This is a genomic window from Breoghania sp. JC706, from assembly GCF_037026715.1.
Lineage (GTDB): Bacteria > Pseudomonadota > Alphaproteobacteria > Rhizobiales > Stappiaceae > Breoghania.
In genome coordinates this window covers 576,728-600,862 of sequence record NZ_JBANCG010000003.1, presented here as the reverse complement: position 1 = coordinate 600,862, position 24,135 = coordinate 576,728, and the positions used below count along the sequence as shown (strand labels likewise).

Annotated in this window: 22 protein-coding genes; 13 read left to right on the top strand and 9 right to left on the bottom strand. The window is 62.7% G+C overall.

All coding sequences use genetic code 11. The annotated features are described in order from the left end of the window. Nucleotides 1-143: 143 nt before the first annotated feature. The 4 genes from V2L18_RS08520 to coaA all read left to right on the top strand — a co-directional run bounded on the left by V2L18_RS08520 (nt 144) and on the right by coaA (nt 4,623). The gene (locus V2L18_RS08520) at nt 144-1,460 is read left to right on the top strand and encodes a TIGR00366 family protein (RefSeq protein ID WP_336177701.1); all 1,317 of its coding nucleotides are present in this window, start codon (nt 144-146) and stop codon (nt 1,458-1,460) included. A gap of 173 nt (nt 1,461-1,633) precedes the next feature. Then, nucleotides 1,634-2,500, top strand: a complete 867-nt coding sequence (locus V2L18_RS08515; protein WP_336177700.1) for a 3-hydroxybutyryl-CoA dehydrogenase — start codon at nt 1,634-1,636, stop codon at nt 2,498-2,500. A gap of 258 nt (nt 2,501-2,758) precedes the next feature. Continuing rightward, complete coding sequence (fabI, locus tag V2L18_RS08510; protein ID WP_336177698.1) at nt 2,759-3,553, top strand: enoyl-ACP reductase FabI; 795 nt, start codon at nt 2,759-2,761, stop codon at nt 3,551-3,553. Between the two features lie 146 nt (nt 3,554-3,699). Continuing rightward, nucleotides 3,700-4,623 carry a type I pantothenate kinase gene (coaA, locus tag V2L18_RS08505; RefSeq protein ID WP_336177696.1) on the top strand — a complete coding sequence of 308 codons (924 nt, stop codon included), beginning with the start codon at nt 3,700-3,702 and terminating at the stop codon, nt 4,621-4,623. 58 nt (nt 4,624-4,681) lie between these two features. Here coaA and V2L18_RS08500 read toward each other — a convergent pair whose 3' ends face one another. Then, nucleotides 4,682-5,623 (bottom strand): LysR substrate-binding domain-containing protein, encoded by a 942-nt coding sequence (locus V2L18_RS08500; RefSeq protein ID WP_336177694.1) that lies wholly within the window; start codon nt 5,621-5,623, stop codon nt 4,682-4,684. 431 nt (nt 5,624-6,054) lie between these two features. Here V2L18_RS08500 and V2L18_RS08495 point away from each other — a divergent pair, with 431 nt between their 5' ends. The 9 genes from V2L18_RS08495 (at nt 6,055) to V2L18_RS08455 (ending at nt 14,740) form a co-directional block, all read left to right on the top strand. Then, nucleotides 6,055-7,365 carry a citrate:proton symporter gene (locus tag V2L18_RS08495; protein ID WP_336177693.1) on the top strand — a complete coding sequence of 437 codons (1,311 nt, stop codon included), beginning with the start codon at nt 6,055-6,057 and terminating at the stop codon, nt 7,363-7,365. A 48-nt stretch (nt 7,366-7,413) separates the two neighbouring features. Then, nucleotides 7,414-8,751, top strand: coding sequence for an acyclic terpene utilization AtuA family protein (locus V2L18_RS08490; RefSeq protein ID WP_336177691.1), 1,338 nt, complete (start codon nt 7,414-7,416; stop codon nt 8,749-8,751). A 5-nt stretch (nt 8,752-8,756) separates the two neighbouring features. Next, entirely contained in the window at nt 8,757-9,071 is a 315-nt protein-coding gene (locus V2L18_RS08485) for a hypothetical protein (RefSeq protein WP_336177689.1), read from the top strand. Between the two features lie 71 nt (nt 9,072-9,142). After that, nucleotides 9,143-9,805 carry a 3-oxoacid CoA-transferase subunit A gene (locus V2L18_RS08480; protein WP_336177687.1) on the top strand — a complete coding sequence of 221 codons (663 nt, stop codon included), beginning with the start codon at nt 9,143-9,145 and terminating at the stop codon, nt 9,803-9,805. Beyond that, the gene (locus tag V2L18_RS08475; RefSeq protein WP_336177685.1) at nt 9,798-10,454 is read left to right on the top strand and encodes a 3-oxoacid CoA-transferase subunit B; all 657 of its coding nucleotides are present in this window, start codon (nt 9,798-9,800) and stop codon (nt 10,452-10,454) included. Before V2L18_RS08480 ends, V2L18_RS08475 begins: the two co-directional genes overlap by 8 nt. 18 nt (nt 10,455-10,472) lie before the next feature. Then, complete coding sequence (locus V2L18_RS08470; protein WP_336177683.1) at nt 10,473-10,757, top strand: hypothetical protein; 285 nt, start codon at nt 10,473-10,475, stop codon at nt 10,755-10,757. Further along, nucleotides 10,750-11,925 (top strand): acetyl-CoA C-acetyltransferase, encoded by a 1,176-nt coding sequence (locus V2L18_RS08465; RefSeq protein WP_336177682.1) that lies wholly within the window; start codon nt 10,750-10,752, stop codon nt 11,923-11,925. The genes V2L18_RS08470 and V2L18_RS08465 overlap by 8 nt, the downstream gene beginning before the upstream one ends. A 151-nt stretch (nt 11,926-12,076) precedes the next feature. Further along, nucleotides 12,077-13,504 carry a bifunctional enoyl-CoA hydratase/phosphate acetyltransferase gene (locus tag V2L18_RS08460; RefSeq protein WP_336177680.1) on the top strand — a complete coding sequence of 476 codons (1,428 nt, stop codon included), beginning with the start codon at nt 12,077-12,079 and terminating at the stop codon, nt 13,502-13,504. Between the two features lie 15 nt (nt 13,505-13,519). Then, nucleotides 13,520-14,740, top strand: a complete 1,221-nt coding sequence (locus V2L18_RS08455) for an acetate/propionate family kinase (RefSeq protein ID WP_336177679.1) — start codon at nt 13,520-13,522, stop codon at nt 14,738-14,740. 139 nt (nt 14,741-14,879) lie between these two features. On the opposite strand, the gene V2L18_RS08450 is transcribed toward V2L18_RS08455, so the two are convergent. The 8 genes from V2L18_RS08450 to V2L18_RS08415 all read right to left on the bottom strand — a co-directional run bounded on the left by V2L18_RS08450 (nt 14,880) and on the right by V2L18_RS08415 (nt 23,957). Then, a complete protein-coding gene (locus V2L18_RS08450; RefSeq protein ID WP_336177678.1) occupies nt 14,880-16,115 on the bottom strand; it encodes a D-amino acid dehydrogenase in 1,236 nt (411 codons plus the stop codon). Nucleotides 16,116-16,156: 41 nt separating this feature from the next. Next, nucleotides 16,157-16,936 (bottom strand): SDR family oxidoreductase, encoded by a 780-nt coding sequence (locus V2L18_RS08445; RefSeq protein WP_336177677.1) that lies wholly within the window; start codon nt 16,934-16,936, stop codon nt 16,157-16,159. Beyond that, nucleotides 16,936-19,185, bottom strand: a complete 2,250-nt coding sequence (locus tag V2L18_RS08440) for a molybdopterin-dependent oxidoreductase (RefSeq protein ID WP_336177676.1) — start codon at nt 19,183-19,185, stop codon at nt 16,936-16,938. The genes V2L18_RS08445 and V2L18_RS08440 overlap by 1 nt, the downstream gene beginning before the upstream one ends. Before the next feature lie 5 nt (nt 19,186-19,190). Then, nucleotides 19,191-20,129, bottom strand: a complete 939-nt coding sequence (locus tag V2L18_RS08435) for a dihydrodipicolinate synthase family protein (RefSeq protein ID WP_336177675.1) — start codon at nt 20,127-20,129, stop codon at nt 19,191-19,193. 4 nt (nt 20,130-20,133) lie between these two features. Next, nucleotides 20,134-21,435, bottom strand: a complete 1,302-nt coding sequence (locus V2L18_RS08430) for a TRAP transporter large permease (protein ID WP_336177674.1) — start codon at nt 21,433-21,435, stop codon at nt 20,134-20,136. Continuing rightward, entirely contained in the window at nt 21,432-21,902 is a 471-nt protein-coding gene (locus V2L18_RS08425) for a TRAP transporter small permease (protein WP_336177673.1), read from the bottom strand. The genes V2L18_RS08430 and V2L18_RS08425 overlap by 4 nt, the downstream gene beginning before the upstream one ends. Before the next feature lie 50 nt (nt 21,903-21,952). Then, nucleotides 21,953-22,951 carry a TRAP transporter substrate-binding protein gene (locus tag V2L18_RS08420; RefSeq protein ID WP_336177672.1) on the bottom strand — a complete coding sequence of 333 codons (999 nt, stop codon included), beginning with the start codon at nt 22,949-22,951 and terminating at the stop codon, nt 21,953-21,955. An 85-nt stretch (nt 22,952-23,036) separates the two neighbouring features. Continuing rightward, entirely contained in the window at nt 23,037-23,957 is a 921-nt protein-coding gene (locus V2L18_RS08415) for a LysR substrate-binding domain-containing protein (protein WP_336177670.1), read from the bottom strand. Nucleotides 23,958-24,135 lie beyond the last annotated feature (178 nt).

Here is a 24,135-nt window from a genome sequence, read left to right as displayed (position 1 = left end):
ATGAGATCTCATGTCCGGCCGAACACCAGATCTACGAAAACTCGTCATTCCGAACTTTCTTGCCATGACGCCCGCCCGCGACGCTCCGTCTGCTTTCATACGACGTCGCCACCCGGCGTCCGCATCTGAAAAGTCTAGGCAACATGATAAACAAGCTTCTGATGTTCTTTGTGAACCTCATGCAGAAATATCTGCCTGATCCGTTCATCATCGCTTGGGGGATTACGCTTGTCGTCTGCGCCATGGCGCTGGGTATCACCGATACCGCCCCCCTTGATATCGTCACTTACTGGGGCGACGGCTTCTTCGGCATCCTCAAGTTCGCCATGCAGATGACGCTGGTCGTCGTCACGGGCTATGCGCTGGCGGTCTCCGACATCTTCAAGATCCTGCTGAGAAAGATCGTTTCCATTCCGAAGAGCCCTGTCCAGACGGTCCTCTTCGTCGCCTTCACCTCCATGGTGCTGTATTTCCTCAACTGGGGCCTCGGCCTCATCGCCGGCGCGCTGCTCGCCAAGGAAGCCGGCAAGCAGCACCCGGACGTCGACTTTCGGCTGCTGGTGACCGCGGCCTTCTGCGGCATCATCATCACCCACGGCGGCCTGTCCGCGTCCGTGCCGCTGCTCGTCTCCACCGAAGGACACTTCCTCCAGAGCGACATCGGCATCATACCGCTTTCTCAGACGATCTTCGGCGCCCAGTCGCTGACTATCACCGTCCTGCTCGCGATCTGTATCCCGATCGCCTGCACGTTCCTCTTCCCCAAGAAGGAGAACACGGTTCTGGTCGACCCCGCGCTTTTCGAGGACGACGAACCGGAACCCGCTCTCGACAAATCCAAGATGATGCTTGCGGACCGGATCGACCGCTCTGTCATCATGAAGTTCACGCTCGCCCTGATCGGCGCGACCTACCTCGTGATGAAGCTCGGCAACGGCATCTTCAACCTCAATATCCTTATCTTCCTGTTCCTGATCCTGGGCATCTTTGCCCACGGCAACCTTTATTCGTACGGCAAGGCGATCGGCCAGGGGGCGGCGACCTGCGGCGGCATCATCCTGCAGTTCCCGTTCTATGCCGGTATCATGGGCATCATGGAAGGCAGCGGACTTGTTCAGGACGTCTCCAACTGGCTCCTCAGCATGTCGAATGCACACACCTTCCAGCTCGCCTGCTACCTGTCCTCTCTGGTCATCAGCATCTTCGTGCCGTCGGCTGGCGGCCACTGGGTGGTGCAGGCGCCGTTCATGATCCCCGCCGCCCATGAACTCGGTGTCGAGCCGTGGCGCGTCGCGATGGGCGTGGCCTGGGGTGAGAGCATCTGGAACATCGTCTGTCCCTTCTGGGCCCTGCCCGTCCTCGCGATCGCCAAGGTCGGACTGCGCGATCTGATCGGCTTCTCGGTCCTGCTGTTCATCGTCGGCAACATCATCGCAATCCCGGCGATGCTGCTCTTCTAGCCACTAAGCTGCCGGGAGGGGAAAACGGGCCTCCCCCGGCAGCTCCCTCCGCTCTTGCGCAGAGCGGCAAAACCTGCGGCCGGCGCCAAGGGACCTTTTGAAGAGGACGCGACAGGCAGTCAGAAACGCCACGAATGCGAACGGCTCCGACAAAACGAAGAGAGACGAGAAGAATGGCAAATAACGACATCAAGGCGATCATGGTGGTGGGGGCTGGCCAAATGGGGGCAGGCATTGCCCAGGTGTCCGCCGTCGCCGGCTACAAGGTCACCCTCAATGACATCAGCGCCGAAGCGGCGCGGCGTGGATATGACGGCATCGCCGCCAATCTCGCGCGCAGCGTTGCCAAGGAACGTTGCACGGCGGAGGAAAGGGAAGCGGCGCTTTCCAGGATCGCGCAAAGTGTTACGCTGGACGACGCAAAGGACTGCGATCTCGTTATAGAGGCGGCGACGGAAAACGTGGCGCTCAAGCGCGAGATCTTCAAGACGCTGGACAAGGCCGCGCCCGACCACGCCATCTTCGCCACCAACACCTCTTCCGTTCCGATCACCGAACTCGCCGCCTGCACCACCCGCCCCTCAAAGGTGATCGGCATGCACTTCATGAACCCGGTCCCCGTCATGAAGCTGGTGGAGATCATTCGCGGCCTGGAAACCTGCGAGGAGGTCCGCGAGGTGATTGCGGACGTCACGACCCGTCTCGGCAAGATACCCGTAGAGGTCAAGGATTCGCCGGGCTTCGTATCCAACCGCATTCTTCTGCCGATGCTCAACGAAGCCGTCTACTGCCTCTATGAAGGCATCGGCGATCCCGAAGCGATCGATACGGTCATGAAACTCGGCATGAACCACCCGATGGGCCCGCTCGCGCTCGCCGATCTGATCGGCCTCGATACCTGCCTGTCGATCATGGAAGTGCTCTATGACGGCTTCAAGGACAGCAAGTACCGCCCCTGCCCGCTTCTGCGCCAGTACGTCCAGGCCGGGCGTCTCGGCGTGAAAAGTGGTCGCGGCTTCTACGCCTACGAGAGGGCGTAGCAAGCCGCGGCGACCGGCGGCGGAGGGGGGAACCCGATCCGCGAACAACAGGCCAGTCCGGGCGGGGCGAATTCGGTAGGCGCCCCCGCTCGGACACTCGCGGAGAGGAGTGACAGATAGCCCTCGTTATCCGCCACTTCCTCCGCCGCCAAATTCCGCAGCTGCCTCAACGTTTGAATGTCCAGAACAACGAGGGCGCCAACGCGGCTTGCCCCCTTCCCCGAACCCCGAACAACTCATGAAATGAGACACCGAAGAATGGACACTACCCCCGAACGCAACATGCCGGCCTATTCCCTGCACGGGAAGAAGATCCTGGTGATCGGCATCGCGAATGACAAGTCGATAGCCTGGGGATGCGCCAAGGCCTACCGCGCACTGGGTGCGGAACTGGCGATCACTTATCTCAATGCGAAGGCGGAGCCCTATGTGCGCCCGCTCGCCGAGAGGCTCGACGCAGGGATCATCACGCAGATGAATGTCACCAGAGAAGGTGAGCTGGAGGCGACCTTCGACGAAATCCAGAAGAGGTGGGGCCGTCTGGATGGGCTTCTCCATTCCATTGCCTTTGCCCCCGGCGCAGATCTGCACGGCCGCGTCATCGATTGCTCGCGCGAGGGGTTCCTGCAGGCCATGGACGTATCCTGCCATTCGTTCATCCGCGCAGCGAAACTGGCCGAAGGCTTGATGTCGGATGGCGGGTCCATCCAGACCCTCAGCTATCTCGGCGCAGATCGTGTCGTCGACAACTACAACCTGATGGGTGCCGCGAAGGCCGCACTGGAAAGCGTTGCACGGTACCTGGCCGCGGAACTCGGGTCGAAGCGCATCACGGTCAACGCAATCTCCCCGGGCCCCCTTGCAACACGCGCTGCAAGCGGCATCGGTTGTTTCGACCAGTTGCTCGAAAAGGCCGCCAAGCGAGCGCCCACCGGCCGCCTCACCACGATCGACGAAGTCGGTTCCCTTTCCGCATTCCTGATGAGCCAGATTGCCCCCTCTACCACCGGCGATCTCTTCTACGTGGACGGCGGATACAACATCATGGCTTGAGAGCCGGACGCGGAGACGGATCCCGGCACTTTCCAGTGCCGGAACACGTCCCGCGCCGATCCCTGGCCTGCACTGCCGAGAGACAAGTCCTCGGATCGCAGGCCAGGCGGATCGCATGACGAGCGTCGCAAGAGCAGGAGGTGACGTTGGCCTGGGAAGTCCTCGACTGGGAACGATTGCTGGATCGACAATCCTTACCGCCATCCGCGCACGCAGGAGAGAGCGGGCACTGGGTGCACCCGCTTTGCGATTGCGCCGAGCTGGACGAGACCGCGCGCAGCTACTGCGCGCTTTCACATGTGCTTTTTGAACACCTGCAGACGATAAATGGATTGTTCCAGCCACGCCACGCCCTGGAACGGGATACGGACGACACACCGCTCGTCATCGGCATAACCGGATCGGTTGCGGTGGGAAAGTCGACGACGGCGAAGCTGCTGCGAAAGCTCCTGTCCCACTGGCCGACATCGCCCAAGGTGGACAGTGTGGCAAGCGACGGGTTCCTGCTGCCGCAGGCCACTCTCGAAGCCAATGGCCTGGAGCAGAGGAAAGGCTTTCCGGAAAGTTACGACACCGATGCCATCATCCGGTTCCTGTCCGCCCTCAAGTCCGGGGTGCGCGTCGTGGAAGCGCCGGTCTATTCACACGAACTGCATGACATCGTTCCCGACGGCCGGATTCGTATCGAGCAGCCGGATATCCTGATTTTCGAAGGTCTCAATGTGCTACAGGCCTGCGGCGGTGCCGCATGGCGCCCGAAGGGGCCGACCATTTCCGACTTCATCGACTATTCGATCTACATCGATGCCGAAGTCGACCATATTCGCCGCTGGTATATCCAGCGCTTCATGCAGTTGCGTCGACGCACTCGACCGACGCCGGCATCCGCCGTCGAGTGGGGAACCTGCCGTTCGGAGCGCGAGGTGAGTGAGATCGCCGCAACCATCTGGCGCGATGTGAACGCGCCGAACCTCTCCTTGAACATCCTGCCGACCTTGCCGCTGGCCGATCTGGTTGTGCGCAAGGGCGCAAATCACGAGGTTCAGCAGGTCGTGCTCAAGACGCCCTGAGTGAAAGAACACAAGTCAACGGCGCCCCTAACGGCACACCCGGCGCGACCAGACCTCGTCACACTGACGGCTCGCTTCGCTTTGTGGTCCGGAATGTCGTGTTGGGCAGGCTGCCGGCCACTTCGTGCAGGGCCTTGATGAAGTGTTCCGCCACGGGCGACAAGGTTCGCGAGGCCTTGCGGACCAGACCGACGCGCCGGTTCAGCCAGGGCGCGTCGATCTGCCGGTAGCCCAGTCCCAGGGCATTGCCGGCATCAATCGCCGACATCGGCAGGATGGCGACGCCGAGGCCGGCGCGAACCATACCGAGCGCAGTCGACATGTAATTCGCCTCCGCGGCGATCTCCACTTCCGCCCCCTCGCGCGCCATGGCACGTTCGAAAAGCACGCGCACCGAGCTGTTCTGCTGCGTGAGAATGAGCGGATAAGGCACGCAGTCGGTCATCTTCAGCACCTTGGGCGCCGCCTCGATCGGATGCCCGCGCTGATAGAAGGCGCAGATATAGTCGGTGAGGAAGTTCTCGACCTTGATCTCCTTGTCGGGAGTGAGGCGCGTTCCTATGCCGAAATCCACCACTTCGCTCTTCACCATCTCGATGATTTCTTCCGCCACCACGTCGCGGATGCGCACGCGGATGTTCGGGTGCGTTTCGCTGAATTTGGCAAGTGTGATGGGAAGAATGCGCGAAGCGACAGAAGGCAGCGTTGCGATGCGCACGACGCCGCGCCGCGCCTGGGAGATATCGCTCGACGCCGTCATCACGTTGTCCATATCGGCGGAGATTCGCTCGAAAAGCGGCAGCAGATCCTGACCGGCGGCCGTCAACGAGACGCGCCGCTTCGTGCGGTTGAAAAGCTTGATCGACAGGGCCAATTCGAGCTGATTGATCTGCACCGTCAGGGCGGGCTGGGAAATGTGTAACTCCTCGGCCGCACGAGTGAATTTCAGATGAGTCGCGACCGCTAGGAAGGCTTGGATCTGGCGGAAACTCGGTACCATGGAATCGGTCTTCTGGTTGCGCACGGCAGAAACGCCGCGGTTTCGAATGGCTAAGGGATAGGCAGGCGTGGCCAAAAGATGGTCAGATTGTGGTGACGTTTTAGCGCAGGGCGTTGAATGGCATTTCCAGATGGATTTGTGGATTCTCCTAAGAGACCGAAAACACAGGTGTTTTTCGCCCTCATTATAACCTATCTTTATAATTCCGATCCATAAAATTCATTTCCTTAATCGTTCTTTTTCGGAGAGCATAGTCGCCGTAGCTAATAAAAATGCTACGCCCGCAGATAAGAAGTGCAATGAAGCGAGCAAAATAGAGACAATCTAAGAGCAACCCCATCTTCTTATCCTGCATTTAGGATCAACAATACACAAACCACACCAGCAACCGATCAGATCGGAGCGGGTGGAATGCATAGTTGAGGTCTGGAATGCTGGCTCTCCTCGGATTGGCGACGATAGTACTGCTACTCGTCTCCATCATGACCAACAAGCTCTCGCCGTTGGTCGCGCTCATCACTATTCCGCTCATCGCCGCCCTGGTCGGCGGCTTCGGGCTGGAAAGTGCAGGCTTCATGGTCAAGGGCATCAAGAGCATCGCTCCTGTCGCGACCATGTTCGTCTTCGCCATCGTCTTCTTCGGGATCCTTTCCGATGCAGGCATGATGGATCCGATCATCGATCGAATCCTCAAGGTTGTCGGCATGCGCCCTTCGCGCATCACCGTCGGCACCGCGCTTCTTGCGACCATCGTCCATCTCGATGGCTCGGGCGCGGTCACCTTCCTCGTCACCATCCCCGCCATGCTGCCGCTCTACGACCGGTTGAAGATGCGGCGTGTCGTCCTTGCCGCCATCGCCGCCATGGCCGCTGGCACCGCGAACATGCTGCCCTGGGGCGGCCCGACGCTGCGTGCTGCCGCGTCCCTGCATGTCAACGTCACCGATGTCTTCAATCCGATGATCATGGTTCAGATCGTCGGCCTGATCGCGGTCTTCGCCATCGCCTATGTGCTCGGCCTGCGTGAAGAGAAGCGCCTCGGCGCAAGCGGCGACATGGACGGTGTCGATCACAACGAAGTCCATACCCGCGAACTCACCGACGAAGAGCAGGCGCTGCGTCGTCCCAAGCTGTTCCTGATCAACGTGGCTCTGACCCTTGCGGTTCTCGGCGCGATGATCTCGGGCCTGCTGCCTGCGGCCGTGTCCTTCATGCTCGGCACCGTCATCGCCCTGCTCGTGAACTACCCCAAGCCGGGCGACCAGAAGACCCGTATCGATGCCCATGCCAAGGCCGCGCTGATGATGGCTACCATCCTCTTCGCCGCCGGCGCCTTCACCGGCATCATGCGGGAATCGGGGATGTTGACTGCCATGGCCCAGGCGGCCGCGGGCTTTGTGTCCGAGGACTTCGCCACGCACATGCCGGTCATGGTGGGTGTGCTCTCCATGCCCCTCAGCCTGCTGTTCGATCCTGACAGCTACTACTTCGGCGTGATGCCCGTCATCGCAGAGGTCTACCAGACCTTCGGCGGCAACCCGATCGCGATCGGTCAGGCTTCGATCATCGGTCAGATGACCACCGGCTTCCCCGTGAGCCCGCTGACCGCGTCGACCTTCCTGCTCATTGGTCTGTCGGGGATCTCCCTCGGCGAACACCAGCGCTTCACCATTCCCCTGGTCTTCGCGGTGTCCATCATCATGACCATCGCAGCCGTGATCTTCGGAGTGCTCCCCCTCTAGGGGCACTCCTCTCCCTCCGTACCAAAACAAAAAGCGGAAACCAAAGACATGAAAACCATCCGCATAGGTTCCGGTGCAGGCTACTCGGGCGATCGTATCGAGCCCGCCGTTGAAGTGGCCGAAAAAGGCTCCATCGACTACCTCGTCTTCGAATGCCTGGCGGAACGCACGATCGCCATCGCGCAGAATGCCAAGCTCAAGAATCCGGAGGCGGGTTACGACCCGCTTCTGGAAGCCCGCATGCGCGCGGTCCTTCCGGCATGCCGGAAAAACGGCGTGAAGATCATCACCAACATGGGTGCGGCCAACCCGCTATCGGCTGCCAGAAAGACCGCTCAGATCGCTGCGGAACTCGGTATCGGCTCGCTCAAGGTGGCAGTGGTCTCCGGTGACGATGTCCTTCAGGTGCTTCTCGACAAGGACATCAAGATCACCGAAACGGGCGCGCCTGCGACCACGATGTCCAACGTCATCGTCTCCGCCAATGCCTATATCGGTGCGGAACCGATGGTTAAGGCCCTGGCTGAGGGCGCCGATGTGGTCATCACCGGCCGCGTGGCCGATCCCTCCCTGTTCCTTGCGCCGCAGATCCACGAGTTCGGCTGGGCTTTCGACGACTGGGACAAGCTCGGCAAGGGCACGGCCGTCGGCCATCTGCTCGAATGCGGCGGACAGATCACCGGCGGCTACTACGCCGAACCGGGCCGCAAGGACGTGCCGGGCCTCGGCCGGCTGGGCTTCCCGATCGCGGAAGTCTCCGAGGACGGTACTTTCTTCATCACCAAGGTCGCCGATGCCGGTGGCATGGTCACGGTCGACACCTGCAAGGAACAGATCCTCTACGAGGTGCACGATCCGGCCCACTACCTGACGCCCGACGTGACGGCCGACTTCTCGCAGATCACCTTCACCCAGGAGGGCGAGAATCGCGTCCGCGTGAGCAACGTCACAGGACACAAGCGCCCCGACACGCTCAAGGCGTCGGTCGGTTACGTCGATGGCTACATCGGTGAAGGCCAGATTTCCTATGCCGGCCCGGGCGCCCTTGCCCGCGGCAACCTGGCACTGGACGTCGTACGCGAACGTCTAGAAATTTGTGGTGTGGAAACAAGCGAACTGAAGTTCGACCTCATTGGCGTCAATGCAATCCACGGCGACGTGCTGGCCCCCCAGCCGGAACCGACTGAAGTCCGCGTCCGCGTCGCCGGCAGAACCGCGACGATGGCCGAGGCCGTCAAGATCGGCAACGAGGTCGAAACCCTCTACACCAACGGCCCGGCCGGAGGCGGCGGAGCCACGAAGTCGGCAAAGCAGGTCGTGGCCATGCTCTCCGCCCTGTTGCCCCGGGAAGACGCCATCCCTGCCATCCAGTTCATCGAGGCCTGAAAATCATGAAACTCTTTGAATGTGCCCATTCGCGCACCGGTGACAAGGGCGACATCTCCAACATTTCGGTCATCGCCTATGATCCCAAGGACTTCGAGCACCTTGTCCGCCACGTCACGGCCGAAAAGGTGCGTGCTCACTTCGAGGGAATCGTTAAGGGGGACGTGGTTCGCTACGAAATCCAGAGCATCGGCGCGCTGAATTTCGTCATGCAGAGCGCTCTGGGCGGCGGCGTGACCCGGTCCCTTGCTCTGGACCCGCACGGAAAGTGCCTGGCCTCCGCGCTGATGGCGATGGAAATCCCTGACAGGGCCGCCTGATACCTCGGCCCTGGGACAGGCGGGCCACTGCCCGGTCCGTCTGTCCCGCTCCCCTTTCCAAGGATAGTTCCATGTCTGAAATCATCTCCGCCGCAGACGTCGTCGCGACCATCCCGGACGGCGCCGTCCTGATGATCGGCGGCTTCATGGGAGCGGGCACCCCGCCCCGCCTGATCAACGAACTGGTGCGTCAGGAGAAGAAGAACCTGACCATCATCTCCAACGACACCGCCCGCCCGGGCGTCGGCATCGGCAAGCTGGTGGAAGCCCGGCAGGTGAGCAAGCTCATCACCAGTCACATCGGCACCAATCCGATGACCCAGAAGCAGATGATCGATGGCGACATCGAAGTTGAGCTCGTTCCCCAGGGCACCCTGGCCGAGCGCGTTCGTGCCGGCGGGTTCGGCCTTGGCGGCGTGATCACGCCGACGGGCGTCGGCACAATCGCCGCCGAAGGCCGTCAAACCATCGAGCTGCAGGGCAAGACATATCTCATCGAGCTGCCACTGAAGGCGGACTTCGCGCTCGTCAACGCCAAGGTCTCTGACTACCAAGGCAACCTGATGTACGCGCTCACTGCCCGCAACTTCAATCCGCTCATGGCCATGGCCGCAGATACGGTCATAGCGGAGGCGGAATCAATCGTCCCCGTCGGCGTTATCGCCCCGGACATGATCGTCACCCCCCACGTCGTGGTCGACTACCTCGTCGCCAAGGAGCGGAACAATGGATAGCAAGACCCTCATCGCCAGCCGGGTCGCGCAGGAAATGAAGTCCGGCGACCTGGTCAATCTCGGAATCGGCCTGCCGACCCTCGTCGCGTCCTATCTGCCGAAGGGCGTCGAAGTCTCTTTCCAGTCGGAGAACGGCATTATCGGCATGAGCATGTTGCCGCATCCCGGCCTCCTCGACGACGACCTGACAGATGCCGGCGGCAACCCGATCGGGTCCGTGCCCGGCGCCTGTGCCTTTGATTCCAGCTTCTCCTTCGGCCTGATCCGCGGTGGCCATCTCGACGTGACCGTCCTCGGCGGCCTTCAGGTGGACGAACGCGGCCTACTGGCCAACTGGATGGTTCCGGGCAAGATGGTCCCCGGCATGGGTGGCGCGATGGACCTCGTGGCCGGCGCCAAGCGGGTCATCGTCGCCATGACCCACACTGCCAAGGGCACACCGAAGATCGTCAAGGAATGCAACCTTCCCCTCACCGCAGTACGCCGCGTCGACCTGATCGTCACCGAGATGGCGGTCATCGAGCCGACTGACGACGGCCTCGTGCTGCGCGAAGTTGCCCCGGAAGTCACCGTAGAACAGGTGCTGGAGGCAACCGAAGCCAAGCTCATCGTCCCCGACAACGTCAAGCAGATGCCTGTCGAGGCGTGAGTCAACCGGATCAACATCATGCTTACCCAACCGAAAACCCCGACCAGCACGGCTTCCGTGACCCTTACCCTCGACATCTCGTTCGAGGCGCCGCGGGGCACGGACCCGCTATCCAGTGTCGAGATCGATGAGCTTGCCCAGCGCGCCGTCGCCAGCATCACCGACATGACCTGGGAAAAGATCGCAGCCTTCAACGAGATCTCTCGCGTGCGCCGAGGCGCACGCGGAAAATTGGTCTCTGTCGAAGCCCGCCAGGGTGGGCTTCAAACCTCTCAATCGATGAGGACAAGCGTAAATGACTGAAATCGTGATTACCGCGGCCGCACGAACGGCTATCGGAAGCTTCAACGGCGGCCTGTCGACGGTTCCCGCAGCCGAACTGGGTGCAACCGTCATTCGTGAGCTGTTGCAGCGTAGCAAGCTCTCGGCGAACGATGTGGATGACGTCATCCTCGGCAATGTCCTGACCGCCGGACTGGGGCAGAACCCCGCCCGACAGGCAGCCATCAACGCCGGGCTTCCCGATACCGCGACCGCCATCACGATCAATCAGGTCTGCGGCTCCGGCCTGCGCGCGGTCGGCATGGGCTGGCAGTCGCTGTTCTGCGGCGACGCATCCGTGGTGATCGCCGGCGGTCAGGAGAACATGAGCCTGGCTCCGCATGCCATCCACATGCGCTCCGGCGTCAAGATGGGCCCTGCGACCATGGTCGACACCATGATCAAGGACGGTCTGTGGGACGCGTTTAACGACTACCACATGGGCATGACGGCCGAAAACGTCGCCAACATGGCCGGGATCACCCGCGAAGCCCAGGACCAGCTTGCCGCCGCCTCCCAGGAGCGCGCTGCGTCGGCTCAGAAGGAGGGCCGTTTCGCAAAGGAAATCGTCCCTGTGACGGTCCGTAGCCGCAAGGCGGAAACGGTCTTCGATCAGGATGAGTTCATCCGTCCAGGCACCACGGCCGAGAAGCTCGCCGGCCTGCGCCCCGCCTTCACCAAGGAGGGCTCCGTGACCGCCGGCAATGCGTCCGGCATCAACGATGGCGCGGCCGCCGTGGTCATGATGTCCGCCGAGGAAGCCGGAAAACGCGGCCTGACGCCGCTCGCGCGGATCGTCGGATGGGCGACCGCGGGCGTGGACCCGAAGATCATGGGTACCGGCCCGATCGCTGCCTCGCGCAAGCTGCTCGACAAGATCGGCTGGACGTCCAAGGACCTCGACCTGATCGAGGCGAACGAGGCCTTTGCCGCGCAGGCGGCCTGCGTCCTCAAGGAAATGGCCTGGGATCCCGAGAAGGTCAACGTCAACGGCGGCGCCATCGCGATCGGTCATCCGATCGGCGCATCGGGCGCCCGTATTCTTGTGACGCTGCTCCACGAAATGGAACGCCGAGACGCCAAGAAGGGTCTCGCGACCCTGTGTATCGGTGGCGGAATGGGCATTGCGCTCGCCGTGGAACGCCCCTGAGCAAGCCTTCGCTGACGACAACGGAGGACGCGGCCCGCAAGGCTGCGTCCGCCTTTCACAAAACAATCAGGAAACGCCAGTCCGTCCACTTCCCGAAGCGAGATCCGCAACGACGGAGAACGCTTTTGAGTCAATGGGAACGCACTGTTCAATGAACGCCCTGCTACCCTCCGCCGGCGCCGATGTCGAACTGACCAGCCTGACGTTCGACGAACTGGAAATCGGCCAGGCCGCGAGCATCTCGCGCGACCTGACCTCCACCGACATCAACCTCTTCGCCACCATTTCCGGCAACGTCGACCCGCTGCATTTCTCCGGCGGCGTCTCCTCCCGGTTCCGCCAGCCCGTCGGTCACGGCATGTGGGCCGGTTCGCTTTTCTCCGGTCTGCTCGGAACCACGCTGCCCGGCCCCGGAACCATCTACCTGGAACAGACCCTCAGTTTCGTCGCCCCCGTTCATCTTGGCGACACCGTCACCGCGACCGTCCGCGTCGCCGACAAGCATCGCGACGCCAACGGCCATGAGCGCGTCACGCTCGATTGTCTTTGCGACAACCAGAAGGGCGAGCGCGTGCTGACGGGAACCGCCGTGGTCATTCCGCCCGCACGGCACATCAGCCAGGCCGGCGCCGGCCTTCCCGATCTGCAGATCGTCGCGCACGATCAGCTCGACCAGCTGACCGCCAAGTGCAAGGACCTGCCGCCCCTGCCCACGGCAATCGTCTATCCGTGCGACGAGACCTCCCTGCGCGGTGCCTGCTCGGGCGCCTCCATGGGCCTGATCGAGCCCGTTCTGGTCGGTCCCGAAGACCAGATCCGCGCGCTCGCCAGCGAACTCTCCCTCGACATTTCCGCTTACCGCATCGTCGACGCGGACGACGCGGTGGATGCGGCGTCCAAGGGCGTCGACCTTGCCCGGAATGGCGACGTCGGCGCGGTCATGAAAGGGGCTCTTCATACGGACGAACTGATGAGCGCGGTCGTGCGGCGCGACAAGGGCCTCAGGACCTCCCAGCGCATCAGCCACGTCTTCGTCATGTCGGTGCCAACCTACCCCAAGCCGCTGCTGATCACCGATGCGGTCGTCAACATCGCTCCCAATGCCGACGACAAGGCGCATATCATCCAGAACGCCGTCGGCCTCGCCAACGTCCTGGGCGTGGAGACGCCGCGCGTCGCCATCCTGTCCGCGGTCGAAACGGTCAATCCGAAGATCCAGTCCACTGTCGATGCGGCGTCGCTGTGCAAGATGGCCGATCGCGGACAGATCCGGGGCGCCATCGTCGACGGGCCGCTGGCTTTCGACAACGCCATCTCCGCCGAAGCTGCGCGCACGAAGGGCATCCGCTCCGAGGTCGCCGGCCAGCCGGACATCCTGCTTGCCCCGGAAATCGCCTCCGGCAACATGCTGGTCAAACAACTGTCCTTTCTCGCCCACGCCGATGCCGCCGGCATCGTGCTCGGGGCATCCGTCCCCGTCATGCTGACAAGCCGGGCCGACAGCCTGCCCTCCAGGCTGGCCTCGTGCGCGCTCGCCGTGCTGCTCGCCAATGCGAAGGCCGGCGGCCGCAACGGCTAAAAGAGGAGTACGAATATGACTTTATCCTCTTCGACGCAGCGAGGGGCCCTGCTGATCCTCAACAGCGGCTCTTCCTCCGTCAAACTCACGGTCTTCCGGGTTGAGCCACGCGGCGAGCAGATCGCACCGCTCTTTTCCGGTCAGTTGACAGGCATCGGCACGGATGCCCAGCTTTCGGTCAAAGCGGCGACGGGCGAGCGCATGGCCAATGAATCCTGGGCCGAACGCGACACAGGTAGCGTGCCAGCACTTCTGCCGGACCTGCTGGCCTGGGTCGAGGCGCATCTGCCCGCCGACCTGCCCCTGCTGGCCGCGGGGCACCGGGTTGTTCACGGCGGTGCGGACCTGCGCCATCCGGCAATGATTACCGAACACCTGCTCGGTGAACTGGAAACCCTGATCCCGCTTGCTCCCCTGCACCAGCCGCAGAACCTTGCCGCCATCAAGGTTCTGGCGGACAGCCGTTCGGACCTGCCCCAGGTCGCCTGTTTCGACACGGCCTTCCACCATACGCAGCCGCGGACGGCGACCACCTACGCCCTCCCTCGGCATCTCACCGACGCGGGCATCCGCCGCTACGGCTTCCACGGGCTGTCCTATGAATACATCGCCCGGCATCTGGAGGAACATCTGCCGCAGCTTGCCAGCGGACGCGTGGTCGTCGCCCATCTCGGCAACGGCTCCAGCCTGTGTGCCCTGAACCGCGGCGCCAGCACGGATACGTCCATGGGCTTCTCGGTTCTGGAAGGCGTGCCCATGGGGACCCGTACCGGCAATCTCGATCCGGGCATTCTCCTTTATCTGATGCGCAAGTTCGAGATGGATGCCGATGCTCTTGAGCACCTGCTCTACCACCAGTCCGGACTGCTCGGCGTTTCCGGCGTATCCAACGACATGCGGGTTCTGCTGAGCCGGGATGACGAGGCTTCGCGCGAAGCGGTCGACCTGTTCTGCATTCGCACCGCCAAGGAAATCTGCTCACTTGCCTGCAGCATGGGCGGCATCGATGCCCTGGTCTTCACGGCCGGGATCGGCGAACACTCGGCCGAAATCCGGGCACGCATCTGCAGCCACCTGAAGTGGGTCGGCATCGAACTGAACAAGGACCTCAACGAGGACAACGCGGAGCGGATCTCCTCCCCCGCCTCCCTGCCCGTTCACGTCATTCCCACCAACGAGGAACTCATGATCGCCCGTCACACGGTCGATCTTCTGACGATGCGGAATGCTGCCTGAATGAAGAAGACGACCGGGGCTAGGCGATTACCGCCGGGCCCCGGCCGATTCTCTTTCCCAGGATCTGCGGCCCGGGGAACGACAGGATAAGAGCGTCGCCCCGGGAAGAAACTGCCGGCCGTCGGCAGCCGCTTGAAGCTTACGCAGCATGTCGCGCCAGCGGGTCGGGCCGACCCGCGATCTTTTCTGTCAATACACGGGCTGCACCGCAAGCCTGCGTCCAGCCGTTGGAACCGTGCCCGACGTTGAGAAAGAGGTTGGCATAACGTGTCCGCCCGACATGGGCGGGCCCGCCGGGCGTCATGGGTCGGAACCCGTGCCAGTAGACCGCCTCGCCATAATCGGCCGCGCCTGGAAAGAGCTCGGCGACCCTGTCCCGCAAACCCTGCAGCGCGTGTTCAGGCATGGCGGGATCGAAGCCCGCAAGTTCCGCGACACCGGCAGCGCGCAAACGCGAGCCGAGACGGCAGATCATGACCTTGGAATGCTCGTCCATCACGGAGGAGCGCGGTGCGGCATCGGGATCTTCGATGTCGCAGGTCAGCGAATAGCCCTTCACCGGATAGATCGGCAGATTGATGCCGAGAGGCTTCAGCAATTTCACCGCCCATGGCCCGGTGGCAACGACGACCGCATCTGCCTGAAAGCTTTCTTGCGCCGTCTTGACCGTATCGATGCGCTCACCGCTTGCGCCGATCGAAAGGACAGGTGCATTGAAAACGAAACGGCACCCTCTCTCGGCGGCAAGGCGCGCCAGGGACTGCGTGAAGAGATGGCAATCGCCGACCTCGTCACTCGGCAGTTGCAGCCCTCCGGAAATCGGCGCACGGGTGTGGGCAAGCGCCGGCTCGATCGTGCAGACCTCGTCTGGCGAGAGCACACGATGCGCGACATCGAGCCGCGCGAGAACGTCGGCTGCGCGGCGCCCACCTTCCGCCTCTTCGCGGGTTGCGAAGATCTGCAGAACACCGCCGGTGCCATGATCGTACTGGATGCCGGTTTCCTCGCGCAGCTGCACCAGACACGCCTTCGAAAAATGGGCGATGCGCTGCATCCGCGTCTTGTTGGCGGCAAAGCGCCCGGCCGTACAATTGGCGACGAACCGCAACAGCCAGGACCATTGGGCAGGATCGAACCGCGGCCGGATCTTCAGCGGCGCCGTCGGCTGGAACATCCACTTCAGCCCCTTGAGCGGCATGCCGGGAGCGGCCCATGGTCCGGCAAACCCGGGACAAACGCCGCCGGCGTTGCCGAAGCTCGTCTCCAGTCCCGCCCCTTCCCGCGCTTCCAACACGGTCACCTCATGACCGTCCCTTGTCAGATACCAGGCGCTCGCGACGCCTATGACACCGGCACCAATGACAATGATACGCATGACATCCTCGAAGAATAGGTTGGCCGCGACGATTGGCGGGCTCAGAAGGTTCCCGGGTAACTCCCACCGTCGATCAGCAGGTTCTGGCCTGTGATGAAGCCGGCATCCGCCCCGCACAGGAACGCGAAATACGCCCCGATCTCCTCCGGCCTGCCATAACGCCCCGCCGGGTTGCCGGCGGCCCGCTCGGCCCAGACTTCGTCAAACGAGGGTCCGCCATCCTTCAGCATGCCCTCAATGTGCTCGCGCTGGGCGTCGCTGTCGACGATGCCGGGAAGCAGGTTGTTGATGGTGACGTTGTGGCGAACTGTCTGGCGCGCAAGCCCGGCCGTGAACCCAACCAGACCGGAGCGCGCACCGTTGGAAAGGCCGAGTTCGGCTTGCGGGATCTTCACGCTACGCGAAACGATGTTGACGATACGGCCAAAGCCGCGTTCCATCATGCCGTCGACCACATCGCGCATCATCATGATCGGCGGCAGCATCATCAGATTGATGGCGGATATCCAATCCTCACGACCCCATTCGCGAAAATCGCCGGGAAGCTTGCCACCCGCATTGTTCAAAACGATATCCGGTTCCGGACAGGCATAGAGCGCCGCGCGCCGGCCGGCATCGGTCGTGATATCGGCAATGACGGTGGTGACCGTCACGCCGGTTTCCGCCCGGATTGCGTCAGCGGTTTCAAGCAGCGTCTTCTCGGTGCGAGCCACCAGCGTCACGTCCACGCCCTCGCGCGCGACCGCGAAAGCGCAGGCGCGCCCCATGCCCTTACTGGAACCGGTGAGAAGCGCCGTGCGCCCGCGAATACCAAGATCCATCAGTGTTCCTCTTCGTCCGACGCCCGGAACCTTTCGATCCGAACTAACGCACTCAACGCCGCGCAGGCCTGTCCCAGTCGCGAGGTCCGCCTGCTGGATGTCAGCACGTTGGGATTGCCGTTCCACTCGGTCCCGTCGGGCCCCGGCTCGAACCACGCTCCTGTCGGCATGACGAGCACGCCCGCGCGCAAGGTTTCGTCGATCTGCGCCGTTGCCAGACAGGCACCGCGCACATTCCACAACCGCACGCGATCGCCATTCGATATCCCGCGTGCCTCCGCGTCCGCAGGCGAGATCCGAACTTCGGTGGGTCCGGAATGCGGCTGAGCCTGATAGAGTTGGCTATGCAGTTGCTTGGCTGGCTGGTTGGTGACGAGATGAAGCTCGTCCGCGTCCGCCCGTCCCAGCCATTCCTCCGGCTCGATCCAGCTGGGATGCGGCGGGCAGTCGTCGTAACCGAAGCCTGCAATCGTCGGAGAATGTAGCTCGATCAGACCGGATGGCGTGGCAAGCGCATTGTTTTCCGGATCGGCCCGAAAGTCGGAGAGAATCACTTCCGGTTCATCAGGCCCCGGCACGTTCCATACGCCGTCCCGCCAGAACGTCTCGAAATCAGGGACGTTGATCCCCTCTTCCGCTCCGCGTGCTTCGGTCTGCGTCCAGAGCCGGCGGAGCCACGCCGCTTCGTCCATCCCCTCATCGAAGGTCTGCCGACAGCCAAGGCGCTCCGAAAGGTCCCGGAAGATCGCGAAGTCATCCCGCGCCTCACCGACAGGATCGATCAGACGCGGCATGGCAAAGACATGCGGATCGCGCGACGTTCCGCCGATATCATTGCGCTCCAGTGTGGTCGTTGCCGGCAGCACGATATCGGCGCGCCGCGCGGTCGGCGTCCACCAGGGTTCATGCACGATAATGGTTTCCGGACGCCGCCACGCCTCCTCGACCTTGCGAAGATCCTGCGCGTGATGGAACGGATTGCCGCCGGCCCAGTAGACGAGCCGCACGTCGGGATAGCGAACCGTCCGGCCGTTGAAGGCGATTTCCTTGCCCGGACTGAGAAAGGCGTCCGCAAAGGCCGCAACCGGGATGCCCATGCCGCGCGAATTGGGAAGGCCCCTCATAGCCGGCACGTATCCGCCGCGCGCGGAAGCACCGACAGCGTTCATCGAACCGTATCCGAAGCAGAACCCGCCACCGGGCAGGCCGATCTGCCCGAGCACCGAGGCAAGCGCGATCAGCGCCCAGAACGACTGCTCACCATGATCGGCACGCTGCAACGCCCAGGCTGCAGAGAGCATTACCCGGCCCTGGCGGATCGTTTCCCAAAGCCTGCGCAGCTCCGTTACTTCGACGCCGGAGATATCCGCCGCCCAGTCGAGCGTCTTGGGCGTGCCGTCGCTCTTTCCCGTCAGATAGTCGGCAAGCGCTTCGAACCCGGTCGTGTAGCGATCGAGAAAAGCCCTGTCGGCGCGGCCTGAAACGATCGCTTCGTGGGCAAGCGCCAGCATGATCGCCGTATCGGAATTCGGCCTCGGCCGGATCAGCGTGGCCTCAAGCCCAGGCGGCACGTCGTCGGCAAGAGGTGAGACGATGACGAACTTCACGCCCCGCGCCGCGGCCTTCGCGACGAATTCGGGCATGTGGTGATGCCCGGCACCGCCCGAGGTCACCCGCCAGTTCTTCGGATTGAGGCCGCCGAAGGCGACCACCGCATCGCTGTCGGAAGCGATCGTCTCCCACGCGGTCGCCGCGCGCGAGACCGCATCGGCCGATCCCAGCACGTGCGGCAGGATGGCGTGGGCTGCGCCCCAGCTGTAGTTGCTCACCTGATCGGTGAACCCGCCCGCCGCGGCAAGAAACCGGCGCACCTGGGTGCGCGCGTGGTGAAAGCGGCCGGCACTCGACCAGCCGTAGGAGCCGCCGAAGACAGACTTCGGCCCATGGTCGACATGAACCCGGATGAGTTCCGAGGCAACGATGTCAAGCGCCTGGTCCCAGTCGACCGGAACCATTTCCTCGCGTCCGCGCCCGGCGCCGCCGGCATGCCGGCCGGCGTCCAGATAGCTGCGGCGGACATGGGGACGGTCGATGCGCTGTGGGGAATGGACGAGCGCCGGCAGGGCGCCGATCATGTCGGGATCGGCGCCGCTGCCGGCAAGCGGCTCGGCCTTCTCCAGCCGGCCGTCGACGACCGTTGCGGAGAAGGCGCCCCAATGGGTCAGGCTGGTGCGGGCGGATGTGCCCATGACGATCAGGCCGCGACCGCTGCCGGCCGCACCTTGAGGCCGTATTTTTCGGCAAGCCCCAGATCGGCGAAGGCCTTGAGACCCGCTTCGAGGATCGCGGGCGCGGCCGGCTGCAGCGGCTTGCGCAGCGGGCCGGAGGGAAGGCCCACGGCCTGCATCAGGGTCTTCATCGACACCGGATTGATCGTGGAATAGGCGAAGTGCAGCATAGGCAGGTTCTCAAGCCATGCCTCGCGGCAGTTGAAGGCGTCCTCGCCCGTTTCCCACGGCTTGGAGATGACGGCCATCTCGCGCGGAATGATGTTGCCGGTCATGTTCGCCGTACCGTGACCGCCGAGCGCCATGGTCGGAATGACGAGGCCGAGATTGGGCGAGCAGCAGCACATGATCGACATGTCGGGCTTGGCCGCGCATACCTGCGCCACCTGACCGACCCGCGTGGTGGATTCCTTGAGGACCACCATGTTCGGATGCTTGGCGAGCTCCAGCAGGTTGGTCCAGTGCAGATCGGTCTTCACCCGCGGCGGGTTATTGTAGAAGCCCATCGCGAGGTCGGTGCTGTCGAGCACTTCCTTCGCGTAGTCGGTGATGGCCTCGTTGTCGGCGCAGATATAGGCCGGCGCCGCGATGATCGCGCCGTCCGCGCCCTCGCCCTTGGCATAGCGCGCATACTCGATGGTCGTGTCGGTGTTGTTGCCCGTGACGCCGTAATACATCAGCATCTTGCCGGGCTTCATCTTCACGGTCTCGGAGATGATCCGCTTGCGCTCGTCGGCCGAGAGCATGGAAACCTCGCCGGTCGAGCCCATGATCAGGACGGCTTCCGTGCCATTCTCCGCGTGCCAGTTGAGCAATGTGCGGAAGCCTTCGAAATCGATGCTTCCGTCCGCGTTCATGGGTGTGACGAGCGCTACGAAAGATCCCTTGGGTTTGACGTGTGCCATGGCGTTAGCCTCCGGATTTGATGAGATCGGGCACCAAGAGCTTTGGCAGGCCCAGAACGATATCGGGGAACCAGATCGACAGGATGGCGACCAGAATGGTCAGGCCGCAGATCGGCGCGGCTGCCAGCATCGATTTTCCCAGTGACGCGCCGCCGATCTGATTGGCGACGAGAAGGCAGATCCCGTAAGGCGGCGTCACCAGCCCCACGGAGAGAACGATAGTGCTCAGGACGCCCATGTGAATGGGGTTGATCCCGGCGGTATCTCCGAGCGCCTGGATGATCGGCAGGAAGATCAGCGTCGCGGAGATCGGATTGAGCACCATGCCGACGAGCAACAGAAAGCCGATCAGCATGAGCATGATAAGGAAGCCGTTCGAGGTGACGCCGAGGATGAAGTTCACCACGATATCGGAGGCGCCGAGATAAGCGATCAGCCAGCCGAAGATACCGGCGCCGGCCACCGTGAACATCGGGATCGAGAAGTCGATTACCGCATCGGACAGGAGCTTCGGCACATCGCGCAGCTTGATGTCGCGGTAGACCACGATCGACAGGAACAGCGCCCACAGAACGGCGCCGATGGCGCCCTCGGTCGGCGTGAAGAAACCCGAGACGATGCCGCCCAGCACGATCACCGGGATCATCAGCGGCGGCGCACCGCGCACGAGCACGCGGCCCACCGCCGGAATGCCGGGAAAGGGATTGGCCGGAAACCCGTGCCGGATGGCCAGCACATAGGTGTAAGCCATCATGAACAGGCCGACGAGCACACCCGGCACCACGCCGCCGACGAAGAGCGCCCCGATGGAGACGTTGCCGAAGGCGCCGTAGACGATGAGGATGATCGAGGGCGGGATGATCACGCCGAGTGTCGAAGACGCGGCCGTGAGCGCCACCGCAAAGGGCGCGGGGTAGCCCGCTTCCTTCATGGCCGGGATGAGGATCGAGCCGACGCTCGCCGTATCGGCCGCCGCAGAGCCCGACAGGCTGGCAAACACCATCGAGACAAAGACGTTCACGTGCCCCAGACCGCCTCGGATGTGGCCGACTGTCGTGTCCGCAACCTCCAGAAGTCGGGTTGTGATCGAGCCCGCATTGAGGATACGGCCGAGCAGCATGAAGAACGGAACGGCGAGCAGCGTGAAGCTGTCGATGCCGGCGTACATCTGGTTGACGACGGAGACGAGCGGCAGGCCCTGTTCGACGATCACGAACGCGGAGGCCAGGATCAGCGAAAAGCCGATGTTCACCCGGAGCGCGATCAGCACGAAGAACGCGATAAGCAGAATGACGAGAGGGTTCATGCGACCCTCCGCGTCAGCAGGCCCTGCAGCATTTCCGCAAGAAACAGGATCATGAGCGCTCCGGAAACCGGGATGGGGAGGAACATCCAGAACCTGGAGATCCCGAGCGACTGAATGACCGCGGTCGAGCGGATGACGGTCAGCTCCCAGCCGCAGATCAGCAGCAGCAACGCGATCAGCACGCCGGCCACGAGACCGATCCAGTCGGTCGAGAGTCTGACAAACCGGCGATGCATCGGCAGCAGATCGACCGTGTAGTGCGAGCCGAGCCGCAACCCCGCGGCCGCGCCGAGGAAGATCAGCCAGGTGAAAAGGAGTTGGGCGACATCGCCGGTCCAGATCATCGGCGCCTGCAGGATATCCCGGGCAAGCACCTGAAGGGCGACGGTGATGATGAGCGCGGCAAACGCGATCCACGACAGGACACGCAGGATTGCGGCCACCCAGTCACAGAGACGGTGTAGCATGGGAACTTTCCGTTGGGGCTCGCCCTGAAACGGGCGAGCCCTCGGAGGCATCAGTTCTTGAGGAGTTGGTACTCGGCGCTCAGGTCGAGTTCCTTGGCCAGTTCCACCTGAAGCGGCGCGACCTTCTCGATGAAGGCGGCCTTGTCCGGATGCGTGACCTTGACGCCGTGTTCGCTCTGCAGCGTCTTCACGAGGTTGGCGTCGTATTCCTTGGCCTTCTCCACACCATAGGCGTTCGCGTCGACCGCGGCCTGCTGGACAACCTTCTGCAGGTCGGCGGGCAGCTTGTCCCAGGTACGCTGGGAGATCGAGATGTGGTTGATCTGGATCGTGTGCTCGGTGAGAGCCAGGTTCGGGGCGACCTCGTAGAGCTTGGAACCGGTGTATCCCGGCAGCGAGCTTTCCATCGCATCGGCAACGCCGGTCTGCATCGCGGCATAAAGCTCACCCCAGGCGACGGTTACCGGGAGCATGCCGAAGGCGGCCCAGGTCTTGGCATCCATCGGCGAGGGCGGCGTGCGCATCTTGAGACCCTTGAGATCGTCCGGACCGTTCACGACCGTGGATGCGGTCGACATGTTGCGCGTGCCGGACGCACCGAGCGCCAGCAGCTTCATGCCGACGGCATGTTCTTCATAGACCTTCTCGAAATGGGCCTGGACCTTGGTGCCGGGGCCGACCTTGGCCAGGGCATCGTCCATGCCATTGAAGAGGTAGGGCATTGTGAAGATGGAGAATTCCGGGATCTGCTGAGCAGCATTCGATACCGTGGAGATCATCAGATCGATGGTGCCGAAACCCATTTCGCCGATCACGGCGGGGTCCTGGCCGAGCTGACCGGAATCGAAGATCTTGACGGCGATTTTCCCGCCGCTCTTGTCTTCGATTTCCTTTTTCATGACCGCAGCCATGTCATTATAGGGATGGGGCGACTTTACGAGCGTATGAAGCCGTAGAGTGAAGTCGGCGGCATACGCTGAAACATTTGCTGCAGCGAAGCCGATAAGTGTGGCCGACAGGGTCAGTAACGTGCGACGAGCGATTTTCATTCTGGTATCTCTGGTTGGTTCTCTTTTTTGGGAAAAGATAATCCGGGCGCCCCTCGATAAAATCAAATATAAAAAACCGAGGGGTCTATGCGTAAATGTTATGGATTGTCTGTCCATAGTCCGGTCGCTCCTCAATGGTTGCCACGAATTCATCCAAAAACCGCCTTCCCGCACGTGACAACGGGGCGTCGGCAGGCTTCAGAACCTGGAAATTGAACGGGATTTTCGGCTCGAACGGCACTGTGCGCAGCGAATTTCCGAAGATCCCCGGCGATATGGGATCGACGATGGCGACGCCGAGACCGAGGGCGGCAAGCCCGCAGGCCGAATAGGAAGGCTGCGTTTCCGCAACGATCCGGGGCGCAATGCCGGCCTCCGCAAAGCGCTGGGCGATGACACTCCCGGTCACAGTCCGATAAGTCAGCGAGATCAACGGCTCGTCCTTCAGATCCAAGGGCGTCAGGGATGGACGCGAGGCGAGCGGGTTGTCGGCCAGCATGATGCAGACGCAATCGGTCCGGTAGGCGGCCAGAACCTCCAGATTGTCGGACGAACCCGCAAAGGACTGACCGATGCCGAGATCGACCTGGTGGGAGGCCAGAAGATCAATAATCCGCGGCGAAGTGTGAACGTTGTGGGTGATGCTGATGCCCGGCGACAGATCCGCCAGCCGCTTCATCGCACGCGGCAAGATCTCGAAGCTCACCATCGGCATCGAGGCGACACGGAAGGTCGCGCGACGCAGATCCTTGATCTGTGCCGCAACCTGCGCCAACCGGTCGAAGCCGTAGAACATCCGCTCGACTTCCTGAAAGAACTCGTGCGCTTCGGGCGTTGGCTGCGCCTTGCCACCCAGTCTCAGCAGCAGCGGAAAGCCGACCGCTCTCTCAAGGTCGGCGATGAGCCGGCTGACGGCAGGCTGCGAGACATTCAGCGCATTGGCGGCAGCCGTGATCGAACCGTGCCGCATGACCATCCGGAAGGCGTTGATCTGTTTCTGGTTCACGCGTTCTTCTTTCGCATGTCGCCTGCAGAGCCCCCACCGGAAGAGAGCACCGCAGAAACCGGGTTCGCGGCCTGGATACCCCTGCCGCAGGAATGCAGGTCCTGGCCGCCGCCCTTGAGTTGCGGCATAATCGGTTCAATTCACTTGCAAATTCCAGGCTGCCAGTGGCGCACTCCCT